We start from the raw sequence: 17,747 nt of genomic DNA, 5'->3' as shown, positions 1-17,747 counted from the left end.
CTGATTTGAGCCACTCGACCAAAAACCTGACAAAACACGGAACGTCCTCCTGGGAATTAGCCCTCAACCCTTTTCTTTAATAAAGTGCAGCGCAACGCACTGGCAAAAATCCAAAAAACAAGGGGCAGGCAATGCCCGACCCCAAAACTCCTCTCATTCAGAGAGTGCTTAAAAAAACAGTTTAGTAATAGATTTTGCCGCCGCCCCACTTCTCGCCAACTACTTTTGGCTGAAGCAGAATATGTCCAGCGATCGCAACCAGGTCATCTTCGGTCAGATTTCGCATCTTTGGAAAGATGTCCGTGCTCTTCGTGCTGGGGTGAATCTCAGAGATGTCAGACTGCCCATCGTAGGTCGTGGGGTTGTGCATATAGTCCACCAGTGCCTCTAGATTGTCCCGACGAGGATTCGCCAGCGCAAGGGATTCTGGGTCAAGTCCAACGTTGGGGTCAGTCTTGGTTACGCCACCCACATGGCACTGACCACAGGCATAGTTAAACAACCGCTTGCCTTCAGAGACTTGCTCCAGGCTCAGGGTCTTTGTATCGCCCTGGTCATTTAGGGAAATGGTACGGGTTGCTTTATCCAGTTCAGCCGCAGTTGCGCCTCCGACAAACAGTTGAAAAGCCAGGAAGACCGTCACTGCAACAACCCAGATGTATCTTTTAAACATGGTTCTCCTTAAGAGTGCGTCCTTCGTTATCGGGTTTGATAAAAGTTCAACACAGCGAGACTCAATCTGCTTCAAGTCCATACACGGGAAGCCACAAACCCTAACGCTTGCTCTGCGCCGACCGATCAGGATTGAGCTAGCTCATTCAATATCATGCCACTGTTTGACGCTTTCCCAAAGACTGATGACGATAGACTTTCATCCATCTGCTGCTGGAAGATTTACCTCCGAAAAATAGAGTTGCTTTTCGATCGCACTCCGTAGGATGTTTTAGATTCCTGTCCGGCTCCTCCGCTTGCAGGGGGCTGCCACAGCACAAAGGGCAAGCTTAGTCCGCCAATGAGCAGCATCACCAGGGTTGTAATCCAGATAATCCAGCGATTGGGCTGATAGTTACCCCGCTCGATCTGGCGAAATGTCCGGTTATAGCTCCATGCTGCCAGCACAATCATCACCATGCCTGCCAGCACCAGCACTAGTCCAATCGTTTGGGAGCTAATGGGATTACGCGGCAGTGTAGTTTGAGTTACGCCCTCGTGAAGCTCGCGCAAGAATAGCCCAAAGCGGGCGATCGCTAATCCAAAACTAATCAAGGCGATCGAAGTCCGAACCCAGGCAAGAAAAGTACGCTCGTTTGCCTGATGCTCACGCTGACGATCGACGCGGAATGGTTGACTCACAAATTCCTACTATTAGGACAGATTAGCGATAGTTCGTGAACTGTAGCGCTACCGGATAATCTTCCTGCTTAAGCCGCTGAATTACTTCTTGCAGATCGTCTTTTGCTTTGGCGGTGACTCGCACCGCATCGCCCTGAATCGACGGCTGCACTTTCTTAAACTCATCTCGAATCAGCTTAGAAATCTGCTTGGTCAGCTCAGAGCTAATGCCTTTCCGCAGTTTGATTTCCTGCTTCACCCGGTTTCCTCCAGCAGATTCCACCTTGCCGTAGTCAAAAATTTTCAGCGACAAATTCCGCTTCGCTGCTTTCGTATGCAGAATCGTGTGAACGGCTTGCAGGGTAAAGTCGCTGTCGGTATTCACCACGATCGACTCTGCACCCAGCTCTAGCGTCGTTTTCGTGTCTTTTAAGTCGTAGCGAGTATCGATTTCTCGTTTGGTTTGATCGACCGCGTTCACGAGTTCCTGGCGATCGAAATCACTTACTACATCAAAGGAATACGTAGAAGCCATGAGTCAAAAGAACAATAAAAAACCACAATCTGAGCAAAATAATTTAGGCAACGACTTCTTGCCGAATTTTGGCTTAGCAGAGATTTGGTCGAGCCATTCCAAAACTTAAGTCTAATTCATAAATTTGCTGAGTCTACCGATCGCTCTGCCAACTCAGCCCTAAGGCGCAGCCTGCTGCAAGCTCAGCCCCATCAGCGTTGCGATTGCCAGCGTTCCGACGCCAAACATCAGCGATCGCAGAATCGGCACATTTAAAATGTAAAACGGCGAGTAGAGCGATCGAGCCACCACATAGCTGATTGCGGCCCCGGTTGCCCAGACCGATTCTACCTGAGTCACGACTGCCATCAGTGCCCCCGCCGCAAACAGCATAAATGACTCAAACGAATTCTCATGTGCCCAAGTCGCCCGTTTCGCATAGTTCGGCAGCTTATCAAACAAGGCACGCGGATTTGCCATATCGAAACCTGCCTGCACTCGCCCATAGGCAACCACCAAAAACGGCACATAGATGAGGACAGCGGTGATCGCAATGCAAAGCAAAAGCGTATATCGCACAGGCAGGGCTTGCAGCACAGGCATAAGCTCGAATCAAAGGATAGTTATTTTTTCTATAGTGAGGGAAGTGAGACTTCGTTCTACTTTCACCAGAACTGCTTTCACTCAAAGCGGCTTAGTCAAAATAGAAAAGCGTCACCAGTTTGCGCTGTTCTTCCGCATCGCTGCACGTTTTTAGCAGTGTATGACTGTCGTGAAACGCAAAGCAAATTAACTGCTGACAGCGCGAAATAATTTCCTGATTACAAATCGCACTCGCCTCGCCAAGCGGGAGATGATCGTTAACAGGGTTCGCGACGAGATGAATCACCTGCTCTAGCTGTTCTCGCGATTCACGCGGCTGCTTATCTAGGCTCTGCGGCAGAATAACCGTTAGCAGATTAGGGTCGGCTCGCATTGCCCCCCGAATTGCAGCAGAGTTTGTTCCTGTTGCCCCTGAGGTGAGGAGATGATTCCCTGATAGCACCAGAGCATAGCTCATTAACTCAATCAGGTTTTGATGGGTAATCGGAACGTGGCGAGAGCCGAGTAATGCAATCCGCTTTGAGCCAGTTTGCTGAATCGCAGCTAGCTCCTGCAAGAATTCATCAACTTTAGGAATATCGATAGGTTGACTCAAAAGACGTATCTTGACAAACAACCTCGATATTCTAGCAGGTGTCAGTAATTTTCAAAATTAGGACAACTACAGAAACCCAGTCAAAAGCCACAGGCTTAGACCAGCCTCCTGAATCAGCCAGGTTTGCTTTTTGGTTAGCCCGACGATCGCCTAAAAGTAAAAGTTTCCTCCAGTGGATTACTGCTTGGCGAACACTCCGATTCAGCTTGAACTGCCCTTACCGGCGGCGTCGAATTTGTAACCGAAAACGCGCTGTGGGCGATCGAAGCAGGCTGTTGTGATGAAGAGATATCAGACGTGAGAACTTCAGCAGACGCACACAGAAAAAAGATAAAGCTAATACTGCCTAAACGGACCCGATCGCCATCATTGAGAAGAACAGGCTGACGAATTGGTTCACCGTTGACAAATGTTCCATTTCTGCTGCCTAGATCGGTCAAGTAAAAGCCCTTCTGCGCCACATACTCGATCGCCGCATGAGCACGAGAAAGCTGCCGATCAGCAATTGGAATTGCCGACTGCTGGGGACTCCGACCAATTCGCCACTGATGTTCGGGCTGAAGCAGGGCTTGGGTTTTGCCCAGAAGATTGGTCACAAGATGCGGCTGACCCAGCACTACTCCTTGAACGTAGGGCAGCTTTACACTTCCCAAAGCTCTGCTCGTTTCAAGACTAAGAATATCGTCTAGCAGTTCTCGGCGGTATTCATACAGCCTGCAAAACACCTGATACAGCCCTAACTTTTGCTGTAAATCACTATCCTCATAAGTGTCCATAAACTCGGAGCTATAGGACATCCATTGATGTGAGCTGACCATAGCGTGACAGGTAATATGAATGAATAGAATGGAAAAAAGCCAGAGATTTTGCGAATTAAGAGAATCAGCAGCTAAACAGAATGCCGATTTGCGGATTGGTCGCTTTGCCTTAAGGAACAGACGAAGACAAATCGCGGATCAGCAAAATACTAGATTCAGCACAATTGCAGCACACTGACAGCCTTCACTTAACTCTAGTAAAAACTGACTCCAGTGAGAAGTGCTGCAAAGCTTGAAACCTGATAGATTGCAGCAGATGATATTCACCCATTGCCTTAGATTACCCATTTTTCTAGATTAGGAGTTTCAGCGATCGATTCAGAACCGCGAAATTACTGGACGTTAATAATAGTAACGAATTTATGAAGAAATCCAGGCGCAGGGCGAGCAAGCTGCACCAATCTGCCTGAACCGCTCAAGCCTTATTCTTTCCGGCAAACGCCTTATCCTGGCAAGCTTGCTGAAGCTGGAGCGGTTGCTTCACAGTTCCCCGAAGGGGTTAATCATTCCTGAAGAAAATCGAGCAGTTCGCGGTTTACGGTTTGTGGGGCTTCCTGCTGAATCCAGTGCCCACAGTGCGAGAGAAACTTAAGCTTGATTGGAGCCGTCACCAGCCGTTCAATGCCTTCGGTCAGCTTTTCACTAAACAGGAAATCATCTTCACCCCACAAAATCAGGGTTGGAGCAGAAATCGGGGTTGGGGCATGGCTCCATTGATTCCACCAGGTTTGCGGCGAAAACAGGTGACGATAGTGATTCAAAACGGCTGTCAGCGCACCGGGTTTTTCCAGCGCAGCCTGGTAGAGATCGGTATCCTGGCTGGTAAACGCGCTCTTACGCACCGCCTGACCCTGAAACAGGTTTTTGACAATCGACTTCAGATTAGAGCGAATAAACCATTCGGGCAGCGTGGGAATTTGCAGTGCCAGCAGATACCAGCTTCGGCGAATTTGATCGGCATTGCCAACCAATTCCTGCACAAACCGCTGGGGATGAGGTGCATTGAGTACCGCTAGTCGTTGCGTCAAATTGGGAAAGCGATGGGCAAAATGCCAGGCGATCGTGCCGCCCCAGCTATGTCCGACCACATGAGCACTGCGATAGCCAAGGTTTTCAATCAAGCCACGAATATCAGCCGTCAGCGTATCGAGATCGTATCCGGTCGCTGGCTTATCAGAGTCATTGCAGCCGCGCAGATCAGGCACGACAACCTTAAAGTGTTTTGCCAGTGCCGGAATCTGATGCCGCCAGGAATACCAGAACTCTGGAAACCCGTGCAGCAGAATTACCAGATCTCCTTCGCCCTGCGTCACACAGTGAAGGCGAATATTATTAGTCTCGACAAAAGCGTGCTGCCATCCTGATTCGATCGCAGTCATAGGAGGAGAATTTGACCTGAAGAATTGGTATGTAATTGGTATCTATAGATACGCTAGCACGAAAAACTTGTGTCTACAGATACATCCCGATTTCTACTGACTGGTGTAAATTCCGCGTTTGCGAAGCTGCTGCACAAAGAATTCTTCCAGCGAAGGACGCGCCAGATTCATGCTGATCAGATCTGCCTGCATCAGCTTCAGGCTCGCCAAAAAATCCTGTGGGTCGCCGCGTAGGTGTCCCAGCCAATTGCCTTCGACCAGTTCGACATCGGGCAACCACTGCCGCAGAATTTCTGGATTGCCGTCGCGCACCCGAACCTGGTATAGATCGGCGTTTCCGAGCAGCTCCTGAAGTGAACCGATACAGAGCAGTTCCCCTCGTGCCAGAATCGCAACTCGATCGCAAATTTTCTCCACATCCGAGAGAATATGACTGTTAAAGAAGATGGTTTTTCCCTGCGACTTGAGAGAAAGAATAATTTCACGAATCTGATAGCGCCCCAGCGGATCGAGTCCTGACATTGGCTCATCCAGAAACACCACTTCTGGATCATTAATTAACGCCTGCGCCATCCCGACCCGCTGCAACATTCCCTTGGAATAATGGCGCAACTGTTTTTTTCGCGCTGAGGACTGCGCCAAGCCCACTAGATCGAGCAGTTGTGGAATGCGCTGACGCTGCACGGATTTAGGAATGCGAAACAGACCCGCCGCATATTCCAGAAATTCCCATCCGGTTAGATAGTCATAAAAGTAAGCGTTTTCCGGCAAATAGCCAACGCGCTGCTTGGCGGATCGATCGCCCAGCGGTTTGCCCAGCAGTTGCCCCGTGCCCGAAGTCGGACGAATAATGCCCAGCAGCGTTTTTAGCAGCGTAGTTTTGCCCGCGCCGTTTTGCCCCAGCAGCCCAAAGGTTTCGCCCCGAAAGACCTGTAGCGAACAGTCTTGCAGCGTCACCACCTTTTGATTCAGCCAGAACCCGGTGCGATAAACCTTTCTAAGGGCGATCGTTTCGACAACAGCAGAACGATCCATCTCGCTGAATGCAGATTCAGTAGGTTGAACAGTCGATTCAAAAACAACAGACATGGGATTATTGCGGCATCTCTCCTGAGGTTGCCCCTATTTTGCCCGCTTTTATGTCAGTCTAGAGCATACCCAGGTCAAGAAATATTGAGAATCCAGTGAGGGCAGTATGGATCGATCGAAGCTTGTTGCCATTATTACGGGCGTAATTGCTCTAATAATCAGCATTGCCTATTTGTTGCTGGTGCAGTTCCTCGATTTTCGTGGCGAGATGGTTCCGGCTCCGCTGGATATGTCTGCGCTGCTAACTCCAGACTGTTATTTGTCATTTTTGTCATTTCCTGTTCGTCCTTTGTAAGTAGCCGATTAGCCCATCGTTTCCAAGCAGCCGACTATAAACAGTCCACTACAAGCAGCCGATGCCAGGGACGAATAACCAACCACAGCACTCACGCATGCTCTAATTTTGTCTACCGACTTAATTGCAGTCTGAGGGCAGATAAAACTCGCTCAAATGCAGTACCACTTCGCCAAAGTCAGGAACCCAGGCAACCCACTCCTCAGCTGAAGCCTGACAAAGCAGCATTGCCTCATCGTGGCTAAACAGACTCAAGGATTTCGTCAGCCGCACCCAGGTTGAAGGCGCAAAATCTGTGGGGAAATTAGGCTGATGATAGAGAGAAAGGGGAATTTCAGCGATCGCACATTCCAGATTGGGATTCATAAAATTGCCCCCGATTCAACCATGCAATAAAACTTCTGTATTCAATGCTACAAAATTTTAGCGGCGGATTGTGGAATGTTTTATATCTTTACTCGGGTTGGCTTATCGTTTTGTCCATTCTTTTGTCAGACATCCGATGGAATTCGGGAAAGAGACTGGTAGGATGCAAAGGGCGATGGAGTGCCAACCTTCAGACATTTCTTTAGAGACTTCAGTAAATTTTTCAATGACTTCATATGGAGCATGAAGCTGCTTCTTCTGCCATTTCTGTTGTCGCCCCTGGCTTAGATTCAAGTTCTGAGGGCATCCGTTCCACCGTCAAGGTCACTATCCTGGGCGCGGGAGTTTGGGGCAGGGCGCTATCAACGCTGGTGGCTCAAAAAGGGTATCCGGTTCAGCTCTGGTCGCGCCAGGGAAAACTCAGCTTGCCAGAAGCCGTCTCAGAGGCAAAGGTAATCATCTCCGCAGTTTCGATGAAGGGAATTCCAGAGACGATCGCTCGTTTAAAGTCTCTTACCCTGCCTTCCGATGCAGTCCTGGTGAGTGCGACAAAAGGCTTGGATCCCGCAACCCGGCAAACTGCTTCTCAGCTCTGGCAAACCGCTTTTCCAGATCATTCGATCGTCGTGCTTTCCGGTCCCAATCTGTCTGAAGAGATCCAACAGGGATTGCCTGCCGCAACAGTGGTTGCTAGCGAGAATGCATCGGCGGCGCAGCAGGTGCAGATTATCTTTTCGTCTGATCGTTTTCGGGTGTACACCAATGATGATCCGCTAGGGACTGAACTGGGTGGCACGCTAAAAAATGTCATTGCGATCGCGGCTGGGGTTTGTGATGGTTTGAAGCTGGGCACAAATGCGCGATCGGCACTGATTACGCGGGCACTGGCAGAGCTAATTCGGGTGGGCGTACATCTGGGAGCGAAACCAGAAACATTTTTTGGTTTATCTGGATTAGGCGACTTGCTGGCAACCTGTACGAGTGCGCTGAGCCGCAACTATCGCGTGGGCTATGGGCTGGCGCAGGGCAAATCGCTGGCGAACATTCTGGATGAAATCCACAGCACTGCTGAAGGAGTGAATACGGCGAACGTGTTGATAGATCTAGCCGATCGCGAACGAATTGCTGTTCCCGTGTCTTATCAAGTGTATTTGCTGCTGAACGGCAAGATCACACCTCAGCAGGCGATCGTCGCGCTGATGGAACGCGATTTGAAATCGGAGACAGTCAATATTCAGGGCACAATTTAACTGTTTAACTATGAGTTGAATTTTGAGTCGGTTCGCCGCTCGTCGCCCAAGCTACACTTTTTAAGACAGTTCATTCGATCGTCCCTGTGCGCTTCGATATCATTACTCTCTTTCCTGATTTTTTTGCTTCGCCGCTTTGCTCTGGCTTATTGGGTAAGGCATTGGCGAAGCAAATTGCGTCTGTGCATTTAACGAATCCGCGCGACTTTACGACCGATAAGCACCATAAGGTCGATGATGAACCCTACGGTGGGGGCGTGGGAATGCTGATGAAGCCAGAGCCAATTTTTGCGGCGATCGAGTCTTTGCCCGTGCTGCCCCGACGAGAGGTGATTTTGCTGACGCCTCAAGGCAAAACGATGAATCAGAAGATGTTTCAGTCGTTTGCCGCGAACTGTGATCAGCTCGTGTTCGTCTGCGGACATTACGAAGGCGTGGATGAGCGAGTGCTGCATCTGGTGACGCGGGAAGTGTCGCTGGGTGATTTTGTGCTGACTTGCGGCGAGATTCCTGCCCTCACTTTACTCAATGGCGTGATTCGCCTACTGCCGGGAACGGTAGGCAAAGAAGAATCGCTGAAGCTGGAAAGCTTTGAAGCTGGGCTGCTCGATTATCCGCAATACACCCGTCCGGCAGAGTTTCGCGGCTGGAAAGTTCCTGAGGTTCTGCTGTCGGGAAATCATCAGGCGATCGACCAGTGGCGCAAACAGCAGCAGATTGAGCGAACCCGCGATCGTCGCCCTGACCTTTGGGAGAAGTGGCAGGCAGAAAAAGAACAAGGGGCAGATCCCTAGTTCGAAACAAAACCCTAAACAAAACATAATCCACGTCATAACGGCTTTCGATTGCCCCACGCCGCTAGCCGCGTTTTCTACAATGTAAAAAGCAGGTAACATTAATTGAGTTACCCTAACAAAGCGGCGAGAATCATCGTGTTTGTCCTCAACGGCTACGAATATTTCCTCGGCTTTCTGCTGATCTGTGGTCTTGTACCCGTCCTGGCGATCGGCACCTCCTACATCGTTGCACCCAAGCGCAAAGGGGTTGAACGACGCACCACGTACGAATCCGGCATGGAGCCGATCGGTGCAGCCTGGATTCAGTTCAACATTCGCTACTATATGTTCGCGCTGGTGTTCGTAATCTTCGATGTTGAAACGGTTTTTCTGTATCCCTGGGCAGTCGCCTTCAGTCAGCTCGGACTCCTCGCCTTTGTTGAAGCCCTGATCTTCATTGCAATTCTGGTCGTTGCTCTCGTGTATGCCTGGCGCAAAGGAGCCCTCGAATGGTCATGATTCCTTCTCCAGAAAACTCGGCTGCCCAACTGCTTAACCCGGTGGGACAGTCTGAAGTCACCCAAGCTCTTTCTGAAAACGTCATTCTCACTACCGTTGAGGATCTGCACAACTGGGCACGTCTTTCCAGTTTGTGGCCTATGCTGTACGGCACAGCTTGCTGCTTTATTGAATTTGCCGCCCTGATCGGTTCCCGCTTCGACTTCGATCGCTTTGGTCTGGTGCCGCGTTCCAGCCCTCGTCAGGCAGATTTGATCATCACCGCAGGCACAATCACGATGAAAATGGCTCCGGCTCTGGTGCGCCTCTATGAGCAGATGCCAGACCCGAAATATGTGATCGCAATGGGAGCCTGCACGATTACGGGTGGAATGTTTAGCACCGATTCACCTTCTGCCGTCCGTGGAGTTGACAAGCTGATTCCGGTGGATGTTTATATTCCGGGTTGCCCGCCCCGCCCTGAGGCAATTATTGATGCGATCGTCAAATTGCGGAAAAAGATTGCAAATGAAGGACTCGCCGATCGGACGCAGGCTGCCCAAACGCACCGCTTTTACAGCGTTTCCCATAAAATGAAGCCTGCATCTGAAATCCACACCGGAAAATATCTCCAGGCTGAAACTCGTCAGGCTCCGCCTAAGGAACTGATGGAAGCAATGGGAATGCCAATTCCGACTGCGCTTGAAGCAGCAACTCAACCGGAGGAAGTAAGCCGTGGCTGAAGAAAACCAAACTGAACAAACTACGCAAATCGTTGAAGCCGGGAAAATCTCGCGCTGGTTGACCGAAAACGGATTCGACCATGAAGTAATGGAACCCGATCGGGCTGGCGTTGAAGTCGTTAGAGTCGATCGCGAATTCCTGCTGCCGTTTTGCACCGCGCTGTATGCCTACGGATTCAATTATCTGCGCTGTCAGTGCGGCTATGATACTGGACCGGGCGGCGAGTTGGTGAGCGTCTACGACCTGACTAAGCTGAGCGACAATGCCGATCGCCCTGAGGAAATTCGGGTCAAGGTATTCGTCCCCCGTGAAGATCCGCGCGTGCCCTCAGTGTACTGGGTCTGGAAAGCCGCAGACTGGCAGGAACGGGAAACCTACGACATGTACGGCATTGTCTATGAAGGACACCCCGACCTGAAGCGACTGCTGATGCCAGAGGACTGGGTTGGCTTTCCGCTCCGCAAGGACTACATTTCGCCAGACTTTTACGAGCTGCAAGACGCTTACTAACCTACCTTCAAATCAGATTCAAACACGATCAAGTGGGTTTAATCGCCCACTTTTTTATTGCTGCCCTCACCCTAAATTCCTCTCCCAGGGCTGTCTACCTTGTATGCCTGCGTTCTATCAGCGTTCTAGGTTTTGCAGCCCTTCTAAATTCCCTAATTCAGGAGGACTTTGAACATGGGATCAGGCTCGGTGCCTCTAGAATCAGCACTCAGGAAATCAGCGTGAAATCGCTAGCAGTTAATAGTCCGTGATCAGCCTTCTTTAATGAATTTGCGTCGGTCAGCCTGGCAAAATGTCCGCCTGTGCCAAATCCGGCTGCTCCCCGATTTGCGTTATAGAACAGTCGATCGCTGCGGCTGTTATAAACGATCGCTGCTCGACTCCGTGCTGCTTGGCGATCGGTATTCACAACTTCAAAGCCCTTCTGGATAAACTGGCGACGGGACACTTTGCTCAATGCGGCAAAAGTTGTGGTATCAAGAACAATTTTGTCCTGTCGGTGCGTGAAGCCCTGGATTTGATCCACTCCTGCAGCTGCCCGATCGAACTTTGCATCGGTATTAAACAGATAAGAATCTCTGCCCCTACCGCCATTGAGAATGTCGCTGCCCGCATCCCCAGAGAGGCGATCGGCTCCCTGCCCCCCGGTTAAGCTATCGTCACCAAAGCCGCCGAACAGAAGGTCATCGCCCATGTCTCCCAGCAGCACATCATTGCTACCCTCGCCATAAAGCGTGTCGCTATCAGAGTTGCCATTAAGCCAATCGTTTCCCTCGCCTGCATAGATTGTGTCGTTGCCTGTATCACCACTTAGCGTATCGTCGCCCAGTTCGCCGAATAGTCGATCGTTTCCGGCACCAGCGTTTAGCAGGTCATTGCCATCTGCTGCGAAGAGCTGATCGTCGCCTGCGCCCCCGTCGAGCTGATCGTTCCCGCCTTCGCCAAACAGTTCGTCGTTGCCCTCTCCCCCCAGCAGGCGATCGTCTTCACTACCTGCAAACAGCTTGTCGTTTCCGGCATCCCCGTTGAGCAGGTCGCTGCCAAACTCACCAAACAGCTCATCATCACCATTTCCGCCGTTGAGCGTGTCGTTGCCCTGGCTGCCGAACAGCTTGTCGCCATCATCTCCCCCAGACAGCTCATCGTTGCCGTCCTCACCAAACAGCATATCTTGCCCCGCCCCGCCGAGGATCTGGTCGTCTCCTGCACTGCCAAACAGTTCATCGTTACCTGAACCACCCTCCAGCGTATCGTTGCCTGAGTTGCCGTTTAAGAAATCATTTCCTTCATCGCCAGAAAGCCGATCGTCGCCCTCGCCACCCAACAGGCGATCGTTGCCCAACTGCCCAAACATCGAGTCGTTATCGCTATCGCCATAAAGCAAGTCGTCGTCTTCGTTGCCATTGAGCACATCTTGACCGTCGCCGCCGTACAGCTCATCATTGCCCGTCCCTGCTGATAAGGTATCGTTTCCCTTCTCGCCATAGAGCTTGTCTGCGCCCGCATCACCGCTCAGTTCATCATTGCCATCGCCGCCATAGAGCTTATCAATTCCTGCACTGCCAGCAAGCACATCATTACCGTTTTCGCCTTGCAGTTCATCGTCACCATCGCCGCCAGAAATACTGTCATTGCCCTCACCACCAAAGGCAGTGTCGATTCCTGCCCCCCCTGTGATCACGTCATCGCCTGACCCACCACTGAGAAAATCATTGCCGTCATCCCCGTTCAGCGTGTCGTTTCCGTCTACGCCGTACAGCTCATCATCTCCAGTGCCGCCGCTGAGAAAATCATTGCCCCCTGCGCCCATGATTCCTTGATCACTGCCGCCATACAGCTTGTCGTTACCTGCTCCCCCTAAAAGCGAATCGTCCCCAACCTCGCCATAGAGCAAATCATCCCCATCGCCGCCATTCAGCGAATCATTACCTACCCCACCAAACAGCTCATCGGCTTCTGTACCACCAGAGAGGGTGTCATCGCCCGCATCGCCGAACAGCTCATCCCTGCCCGCATCGCCCTGAATTCGATCGTTGTCCAGTCCGCCGAAAATTTGGTCATCCCCATCAGCACCAGAAAGATTGTCGTTACCGGCTTCGCCAAAGATTCTGTTTGTTTCAGCCGTTCCGACTAGCGTGTCGTCTCCCGGTGTCCCGTAAAAATCAGCCACTACTTTTGCCCCATACCATCTCGCAACTTCTTGCGGCAGTACATCCTGATCGATCCGACGGCAACTTGCAACAGCAGTACTATCCTCAAAGCTCTAGCTCTGAAGATAAGCAAAACACCGTTTGCCGCTCTACTTGACCATCCTAACGATCGACTCCTGCGATTCAGGTGAAGGAGGGCTATAGTTCAAACGATGGGGAATAAAGGAACGGTGAAATTATTTCTAAGCAGGATTGTTGCCCTGGCTCATGCGAAGCTTTGCCTCTTTCTCAAACCACTGCACCACCTGGGGAACGGTTAAGGATTCGATCGCCGTTCCAGCTTCGGCGGCTATCTGCCGCAGCGGCTTCAGGGAAGATAGCATGATGCGCGAGAAGAAAGTGAGAAACGAGCCGTCGCTATCAACTGCCTCCTGGATCGCGTCGTCTTGAGCAATCCAGTCTTCAATCTGTTCAGGCGTGACGGATTCGACCGACTGTCCTGTGCTTTCGGTAATTTTCTTCAGCGTTCGCAGCGAGTAGAGTGCCACCCGCGTCACAAACTTGTCCTGGGTAGTGAGCAAAGCGCGATCGACCTCGGTGACTTCTTCGACGGTGAGGAATTCGATCGGGGCTGGCTGGGAACTAAACATGAAGTCGTTTCCTTAAATTACTTCTCCTGGATTAAATAGCCGCAGCGATGCTCGCCGTTGACGATCCAGTGGGTTCGCTCGACTTTGCTACCCTCCAGCGCAAGCTGAAACATTTCTAGCTCATGCCCGCAGACGCTCGGGAAGGACTCAGCGATTTGAGAAATCGCGCAGTTGTACTCGGTAATCACATAGCGGGGAGCAGCATTCTTCTCGTCAGGCTGAGCATAGTGCCACTCTGCCATATAGCCTTCTGCCTGCCGCAATTCCACCAGTTTTGCCACTCGCTCTTGCAGCGAACCTTGCCCCACGCGATCGCGATACTCCAGTGCTTTGCGCTCCCACTGTTTCCGCAAAATTTTGCTGACCTGCTCTTTGCCCACTGTTTCCGCCAGGGTATCCAGCAGCGAGACGGCAAATTCTCCGTAGCGCTCGGGCAACTGATCCCGTCCCTTATGGCTGAGCTGATATTGATAGTTGGGGCGACCCATCCCTGCCTGGATTACCTGATGCTCGATCAGTCCTGCATCTTCCAGATCCTTCAGGTGTTTGCGGATTGCTTGGGGACTAATGCTAAGATGTTCAGCCAATTCTTGAGCAGTGGCTTGTCCCTGCTTTAATAGATGATGCAGGATATCCTGCTTGGTCGAGGGTTGCTGCGCGGCTGTCATCGGTTTCCCCGTGATCCTCAGCGATCGGTCAGGACTGATTTACTTTTTGTCCGAAAACAAATTGTCAAAGACAAAGCTGCCAAAAGACATCCTGAGTGGCAGCAACATGTCAAGGAAACAAAATGTAAAAAAAGTCCTGCTTGACTTTGACAACTTTCTCGTTGCTAAAGTAGTTTACAATAGAGATAAGCAACTCAGAGGTTGTTTTAATTATAGAAGCTATCTGTTGTTCTGTCGCCCCTTCCTATGAGTACAACCGCGAACCCCAACCAGGCATCGGACAAGAACCTCGAGCTGATGAGGAGTTTTTCCGAGAGTTACGCCAAGCGAACTGGAACTTACTTCTGTGTTGACCCAGGCGTAACTGCTGTGGTCATTGAAGGGTTAGCCAAACACAAAGATGAGCTGGGTGCGCCGCTCTGTCCCTGTCGCCACTACGAAGACAAAGAGGCAGAAGCCGCCGCTGCTTTTTGGAACTGTCCCTGTGTGCCCATGCGTGAACGCAAAGAATGCCACTGTATGCTGTTCCTCACGCCGGATAACGATTTCGCCGGACAGCAGCAGGAGATCTCGATCGACGAGATTCGCAAAGTTACTGATCAGTATTAATCAGCATTAATCAGCCGGCTGGAACTACGGTTTCAGTTTCAATCTTGAATTGCCGCTCCACCTTGAGAACCTGAGAGAAAGAGAACAACCGATGACAGCATCCGTCCAATCCCTGGTTAATCAACCCTATAAGTACGGCTTCGTCACTGAGATTGAGTCCGACACGATTCCGCCTGGGCTTAGCGAAGACGTGATTCGTCTCATCTCTGCCAAAAAGAATGAGCCGGAGTTCATGCTGGAGTTTCGCCTCAAGGCGTATCGGCAGTGGCTCAAAATGAAGGAGCCGAACTGGGCAGAAGTCGGCTATCCGGCGATCGATTACCAGAGTATCATTTACTACTCTGCGCCTAAGCAGCAAGAGAAGAAGAAAAGCCTGGAAGAAGTCGATCCCATCCTGCTGGAAACTTTCGAGAAGCTGGGTATCCCCCTTTCAGAGCAGAAGCGGCTTTCTAACGTCGCCGTAGACGCGATTTTTGACAGCGTTTCTGTCGCCACCACCTTCCGCGAGAAGCTTGCCAAAGAGGGCGTGATCTTCTGCTCAATTTCCGAGGCAATGCACGACTACCCCGATCTAGTGCAGAAGTACCTGGGCAGCGTCGTTCCGGTTGCCGACAACTATTTTGCTGCGCTTAACGCCGCAGTCTTTACCGATGGCTCGTTCGTCTATATTCCGAAGGGTGTTCGCTGCCCGATGGAGCTTTCGACCTACTTCCGCATCAACAACGGTGAGTCAGGTCAGTTCGAGCGGACGCTGATCGTCGCTGAAGAAGGCAGCCATGTCAGCTATCTAGAAGGCTGCACTGCTCCCATGTTTGACACAAATCAGCTTCATGCGGCTGTGGTTGAACTGGTTGCGCTAGATAATGCCGAAATCAAATATTCCACAGTGCAGAACTGGTACGCCGGAGACGAGAACGGCAAAGGCGGTATCTACAACTTCGTGACGAAGCGCGGTCTGTGCCAGGGCAAGAACTCTAAAATCTCCTGGACACAGGTAGAGACGGGTTCTGCCATTACCTGGAAGTATCCGAGCTGTGTGCTGGTGGGCGATAACTCGGTGGGAGAGTTCTACTCCGTTGCGCTGACGAACCACAAGCAGCAGGCAGATACGGGCACGAAGATGGTGCATATCGGCAAGAATACCCGCAGCACGATCGTCTCTAAGGGCATCTCCGCAGGCTATTCCAAGAACAGCTATCGCGGCTTAGTCAAGATTGGCCCGAAAGCAGAAGGGGCACGTAACTACTCCCAGTGCGACTCGATGCTAATTGGCGATCGAGCAGGTGCGAATACCTTCCCCTACATCCAGGTGCAGAACAACACTGCTAAGGTAGAGCATGAAGCTTCGACCTCGAAGATTGGGGAAGACCAGTTGTTTTACTTCCGGCAGCGCGGCATTTCCCTGGAGGACGCGATCTCGATGATGATTAGCGGCTTCTGCAAAGATGTGTTTAATCAGTTGCCGATGGAGTTTGCGGTGGAAGCTGATCGTCTGTTGGCACTGAAGCTGGAGAACAGCGTGGGTTAAGTCAAGTTGCCAGCATTGGTTAGTATCACTGGTGCTGGCTTGTCCCCGAAATCCCTTGAAGGTAGGGGACTTTGAAATAAGGATTCTGAGGGTGAGACGGTTACAGAAAGCTACGACAGTTTCCGCCTTTGCTCGAAAAAACTGTTCTACTTTCGATTCTTAGTCCGATGCGATTTCTCGCGAATTTTCATCTGTCCCCCTTTCCTATTTAGGACAGAACAATCGGTTGAAATTAGTGCTGAAGCTGAGGAAATAAAGATTCGAGAACAGCTAGATGTCCAGCTGCTGCGAGAAGGCTTTTGGGGGATGGCGATCGAGTTTAAAAAGGTTGCGTTTTCGATGGAAGCGGGATTTGCTCAACTGCTAGCGTATCGGCTGGCAAACCCTCAGCGGAAAACCCCATTGTTTGGCATGATTGCCACTGGCAGCCCCTTTGCTTTTGTCAAGCTTGTGCAGGAAGAACGCCTGAAGTATGCGATCGCTGATCAGTTTGGCATTTCGAATCGAGTGAAGGGGCTGTACGACGTATTCAGAATCATGAAGCGGATTGGAAATTTATTGGCCCACACAGGGACATCTTTAATAGGCACGTAGGGAGGAAATCGATCGGTGATCAGTGAAAACAGTGAAGTCATTTTAACCGTCCGGGATTTGACCGCAGAAGTGGACGGAACTCCCATTTTGAAAGGGGTGAATCTGGAGATTCGAGCGGGAGAAATCCACGCGATTATGGGTCCGAATGGCTCTGGAAAGAGTACGCTTTCTAAGATTCTGGCTGGACATCCCGCCTATGAAGTGACGGGCGGCGAGGTGCTTTATAAGGGCGAGAATTTGCTGGAAATGGAAGCGGAAGAAAGGGCGCGATCGGGCTTATTTCTGGCGTTCCAGTATCCGCTCGAAATCCCGGGGGTCAGTAATCTTGACTTCCTGAGAGTGGCGTACAACTCCAAGCGCAAACACGAAGGCGGCGAAGAACTGGATGCATTTGACTTTGATGAACTGGTGCGCGAAAGGCTGAGCCTGGTAAAAATGGATGCCGCTTTCTTGAATCGCAGCGTCAACGAAGGTTTTTCGGGCGGTGAAAAGAAGCGCAACGAAATTCTGCAAATGGCACTGCTAGAGCCGACGCTGGCAGTTTTGGATGAAACCGATTCCGGTCTTGACGTGGACGCACTGCGAATTGTGGCAGATGGGGTCAATCAGCTCTCGAAGCCCGATAACGCAATGCTGGTGATCACCCACTATCAGCGATTGCTCAACTACATCGTGCCAGACTACGTGCATATCATGGCGATCGGCAAAATTCTTCGCACAGGTGGCAAAGATCTGGCGCTGGAAGTCGAAGCGCGTGGCTACGACTGGGTGCTGGAAGA

General features: G+C 51.1%; 22 protein-coding genes. 10 read left to right on the top strand and 12 right to left on the bottom strand.

The genetic code is table 11. The features are described from left to right. Window positions 1-181: 181 nt before the first annotated feature. From psbV to H6F80_RS18420, 8 genes are all read right to left on the bottom strand, one after another. Window positions 182-673 (bottom strand): photosystem II cytochrome c-550, encoded by a 492-nt coding sequence (gene psbV, locus H6F80_RS18455; protein ID WP_190792991.1) that lies wholly within the window; start codon window positions 671-673, stop codon window positions 182-184. Window positions 674-894: 221 nt separating this feature from the next. Then, on the bottom strand, window positions 895-1,353 hold the full coding sequence (locus tag H6F80_RS18450; protein ID WP_190792990.1) for a DUF202 domain-containing protein: 459 nt from the start codon (window positions 1,351-1,353) through the stop codon (window positions 895-897). Window positions 1,354-1,375: 22 nt separating this feature from the next. After that, window positions 1,376-1,867 carry a YajQ family cyclic di-GMP-binding protein gene (locus tag H6F80_RS18445; protein WP_190792989.1) on the bottom strand — a complete coding sequence of 164 codons (492 nt, stop codon included), beginning with the start codon at window positions 1,865-1,867 and terminating at the stop codon, window positions 1,376-1,378. A gap of 159 nt (window positions 1,868-2,026) precedes the next feature. Beyond that, on the bottom strand, window positions 2,027-2,449 hold the full coding sequence (locus tag H6F80_RS18440) for an MAPEG family protein (RefSeq protein WP_190792988.1): 423 nt from the start codon (window positions 2,447-2,449) through the stop codon (window positions 2,027-2,029). A gap of 91 nt (window positions 2,450-2,540) precedes the next feature. Further along, window positions 2,541-3,044 (bottom strand): DNA recombination-mediator protein A, encoded by a 504-nt coding sequence (locus tag H6F80_RS18435; RefSeq protein ID WP_190792987.1) that lies wholly within the window; start codon window positions 3,042-3,044, stop codon window positions 2,541-2,543. 134 nt (window positions 3,045-3,178) lie between these two features. Further along, complete coding sequence (locus H6F80_RS18430) at window positions 3,179-3,862, bottom strand: FHA domain-containing protein (RefSeq protein ID WP_190792986.1); 684 nt, start codon at window positions 3,860-3,862, stop codon at window positions 3,179-3,181. Between the two features lie 503 nt (window positions 3,863-4,365). Next, window positions 4,366-5,241 carry an alpha/beta fold hydrolase gene (locus tag H6F80_RS18425; protein WP_190792985.1) on the bottom strand — a complete coding sequence of 292 codons (876 nt, stop codon included), beginning with the start codon at window positions 5,239-5,241 and terminating at the stop codon, window positions 4,366-4,368. Window positions 5,242-5,334: 93 nt separating this feature from the next. Further along, complete coding sequence (locus H6F80_RS18420; protein ID WP_190792984.1) at window positions 5,335-6,330, bottom strand: ABC transporter ATP-binding protein; 996 nt, start codon at window positions 6,328-6,330, stop codon at window positions 5,335-5,337. Between the two features lie 106 nt (window positions 6,331-6,436). On the opposite strand from H6F80_RS18420, the gene H6F80_RS18415 reads away from it, so the two are divergent. Beyond that, entirely contained in the window at window positions 6,437-6,625 is a 189-nt protein-coding gene (locus H6F80_RS18415; protein ID WP_190792983.1) for a hypothetical protein, read from the top strand. Window positions 6,626-6,745: 120 nt separating this feature from the next. Here H6F80_RS18415 and H6F80_RS18410 read toward each other — a convergent pair whose 3' ends face one another. Next, on the bottom strand, window positions 6,746-6,991 hold the full coding sequence (locus tag H6F80_RS18410; protein ID WP_190792982.1) for a hypothetical protein: 246 nt from the start codon (window positions 6,989-6,991) through the stop codon (window positions 6,746-6,748). 236 nt (window positions 6,992-7,227) lie between these two features. Between H6F80_RS18410 and H6F80_RS18405 the strand changes: the two genes are divergently transcribed. The 5 genes from H6F80_RS18405 to H6F80_RS18385 all read left to right on the top strand — a co-directional run bounded on the left by H6F80_RS18405 (window position 7,228) and on the right by H6F80_RS18385 (window position 10,769). Continuing rightward, window positions 7,228-8,241, top strand: coding sequence for an NAD(P)H-dependent glycerol-3-phosphate dehydrogenase (locus tag H6F80_RS18405; RefSeq protein ID WP_190792981.1), 1,014 nt, complete (start codon window positions 7,228-7,230; stop codon window positions 8,239-8,241). 86 nt (window positions 8,242-8,327) lie between these two features. Next, complete coding sequence (gene trmD / locus H6F80_RS18400) at window positions 8,328-9,035, top strand: tRNA (guanosine(37)-N1)-methyltransferase TrmD (RefSeq protein ID WP_190792980.1); 708 nt, start codon at window positions 8,328-8,330, stop codon at window positions 9,033-9,035. A gap of 138 nt (window positions 9,036-9,173) precedes the next feature. After that, complete coding sequence (ndhC, locus tag H6F80_RS18395) at window positions 9,174-9,536, top strand: photosynthetic/respiratory NAD(P)H-quinone oxidoreductase subunit C (protein WP_190792992.1); 363 nt, start codon at window positions 9,174-9,176, stop codon at window positions 9,534-9,536. Beyond that, entirely contained in the window at window positions 9,533-10,258 is a 726-nt protein-coding gene (locus tag H6F80_RS18390) for an NADH dehydrogenase subunit K (RefSeq protein ID WP_199296668.1), read from the top strand. Before ndhC ends, H6F80_RS18390 begins: the two co-directional genes overlap by 4 nt. Continuing rightward, window positions 10,251-10,769, top strand: coding sequence for an NAD(P)H-quinone oxidoreductase subunit J (locus tag H6F80_RS18385; protein ID WP_190792978.1), 519 nt, complete (start codon window positions 10,251-10,253; stop codon window positions 10,767-10,769). Before H6F80_RS18390 ends, H6F80_RS18385 begins: the two co-directional genes overlap by 8 nt. A gap of 208 nt (window positions 10,770-10,977) precedes the next feature. Here H6F80_RS18385 and H6F80_RS18380 read toward each other — a convergent pair whose 3' ends face one another. The 3 genes from H6F80_RS18380 to sufR all read right to left on the bottom strand — a co-directional run bounded on the left by H6F80_RS18380 (window position 10,978) and on the right by sufR (window position 14,237). Then, window positions 10,978-12,939: a calcium-binding protein gene (locus H6F80_RS18380; RefSeq protein WP_190792977.1), complete on the bottom strand. Its 1,962-nt coding sequence runs from the start codon at window positions 12,937-12,939 to the stop codon at window positions 10,978-10,980. A gap of 222 nt (window positions 12,940-13,161) precedes the next feature. Then, a complete protein-coding gene (locus tag H6F80_RS18375; RefSeq protein ID WP_190792976.1) occupies window positions 13,162-13,569 on the bottom strand; it encodes an NDH complex assembly factor CRR9 in 408 nt (135 codons plus the stop codon). Between the two features lie 17 nt (window positions 13,570-13,586). Next, the gene (gene sufR / locus H6F80_RS18370) at window positions 13,587-14,237 is read right to left on the bottom strand and encodes an iron-sulfur cluster biosynthesis transcriptional regulator SufR (RefSeq protein ID WP_190792975.1); all 651 of its coding nucleotides are present in this window, start codon (window positions 14,235-14,237) and stop codon (window positions 13,587-13,589) included. Window positions 14,238-14,483: 246 nt separating this feature from the next. Between sufR and H6F80_RS18365 the strand changes: the two genes are divergently transcribed. The 4 genes from H6F80_RS18365 to sufC all read left to right on the top strand — a co-directional run. Next, window positions 14,484-14,846, top strand: coding sequence for a ferredoxin-thioredoxin reductase catalytic domain-containing protein (locus H6F80_RS18365; protein WP_190792974.1), 363 nt, complete (start codon window positions 14,484-14,486; stop codon window positions 14,844-14,846). 91 nt (window positions 14,847-14,937) lie between these two features. Beyond that, the gene (gene sufB, locus H6F80_RS18360; RefSeq protein ID WP_190792973.1) at window positions 14,938-16,374 is read left to right on the top strand and encodes a Fe-S cluster assembly protein SufB; all 1,437 of its coding nucleotides are present in this window, start codon (window positions 14,938-14,940) and stop codon (window positions 16,372-16,374) included. 306 nt (window positions 16,375-16,680) lie between these two features. Further along, window positions 16,681-16,968 carry a hypothetical protein gene (locus H6F80_RS18355; RefSeq protein ID WP_190792972.1) on the top strand — a complete coding sequence of 96 codons (288 nt, stop codon included), beginning with the start codon at window positions 16,681-16,683 and terminating at the stop codon, window positions 16,966-16,968. A gap of 15 nt (window positions 16,969-16,983) precedes the next feature. Next, on the top strand, window positions 16,984-17,747 hold a 764-nt coding region (gene sufC / locus H6F80_RS18350), incomplete at its 3' end, for a Fe-S cluster assembly ATPase SufC (protein ID WP_190792971.1).

The sequence above is a fragment of the Leptolyngbya sp. FACHB-711 genome, assembly GCF_014695615.1.
Lineage (GTDB): Bacteria > Cyanobacteriota > Cyanobacteriia > Elainellales > Elainellaceae > Leptolyngbya_A.
The sequence above is the reverse complement of the archived record's forward strand: the minus strand, read 5'-3'. Positions and strand labels throughout refer to the sequence as shown.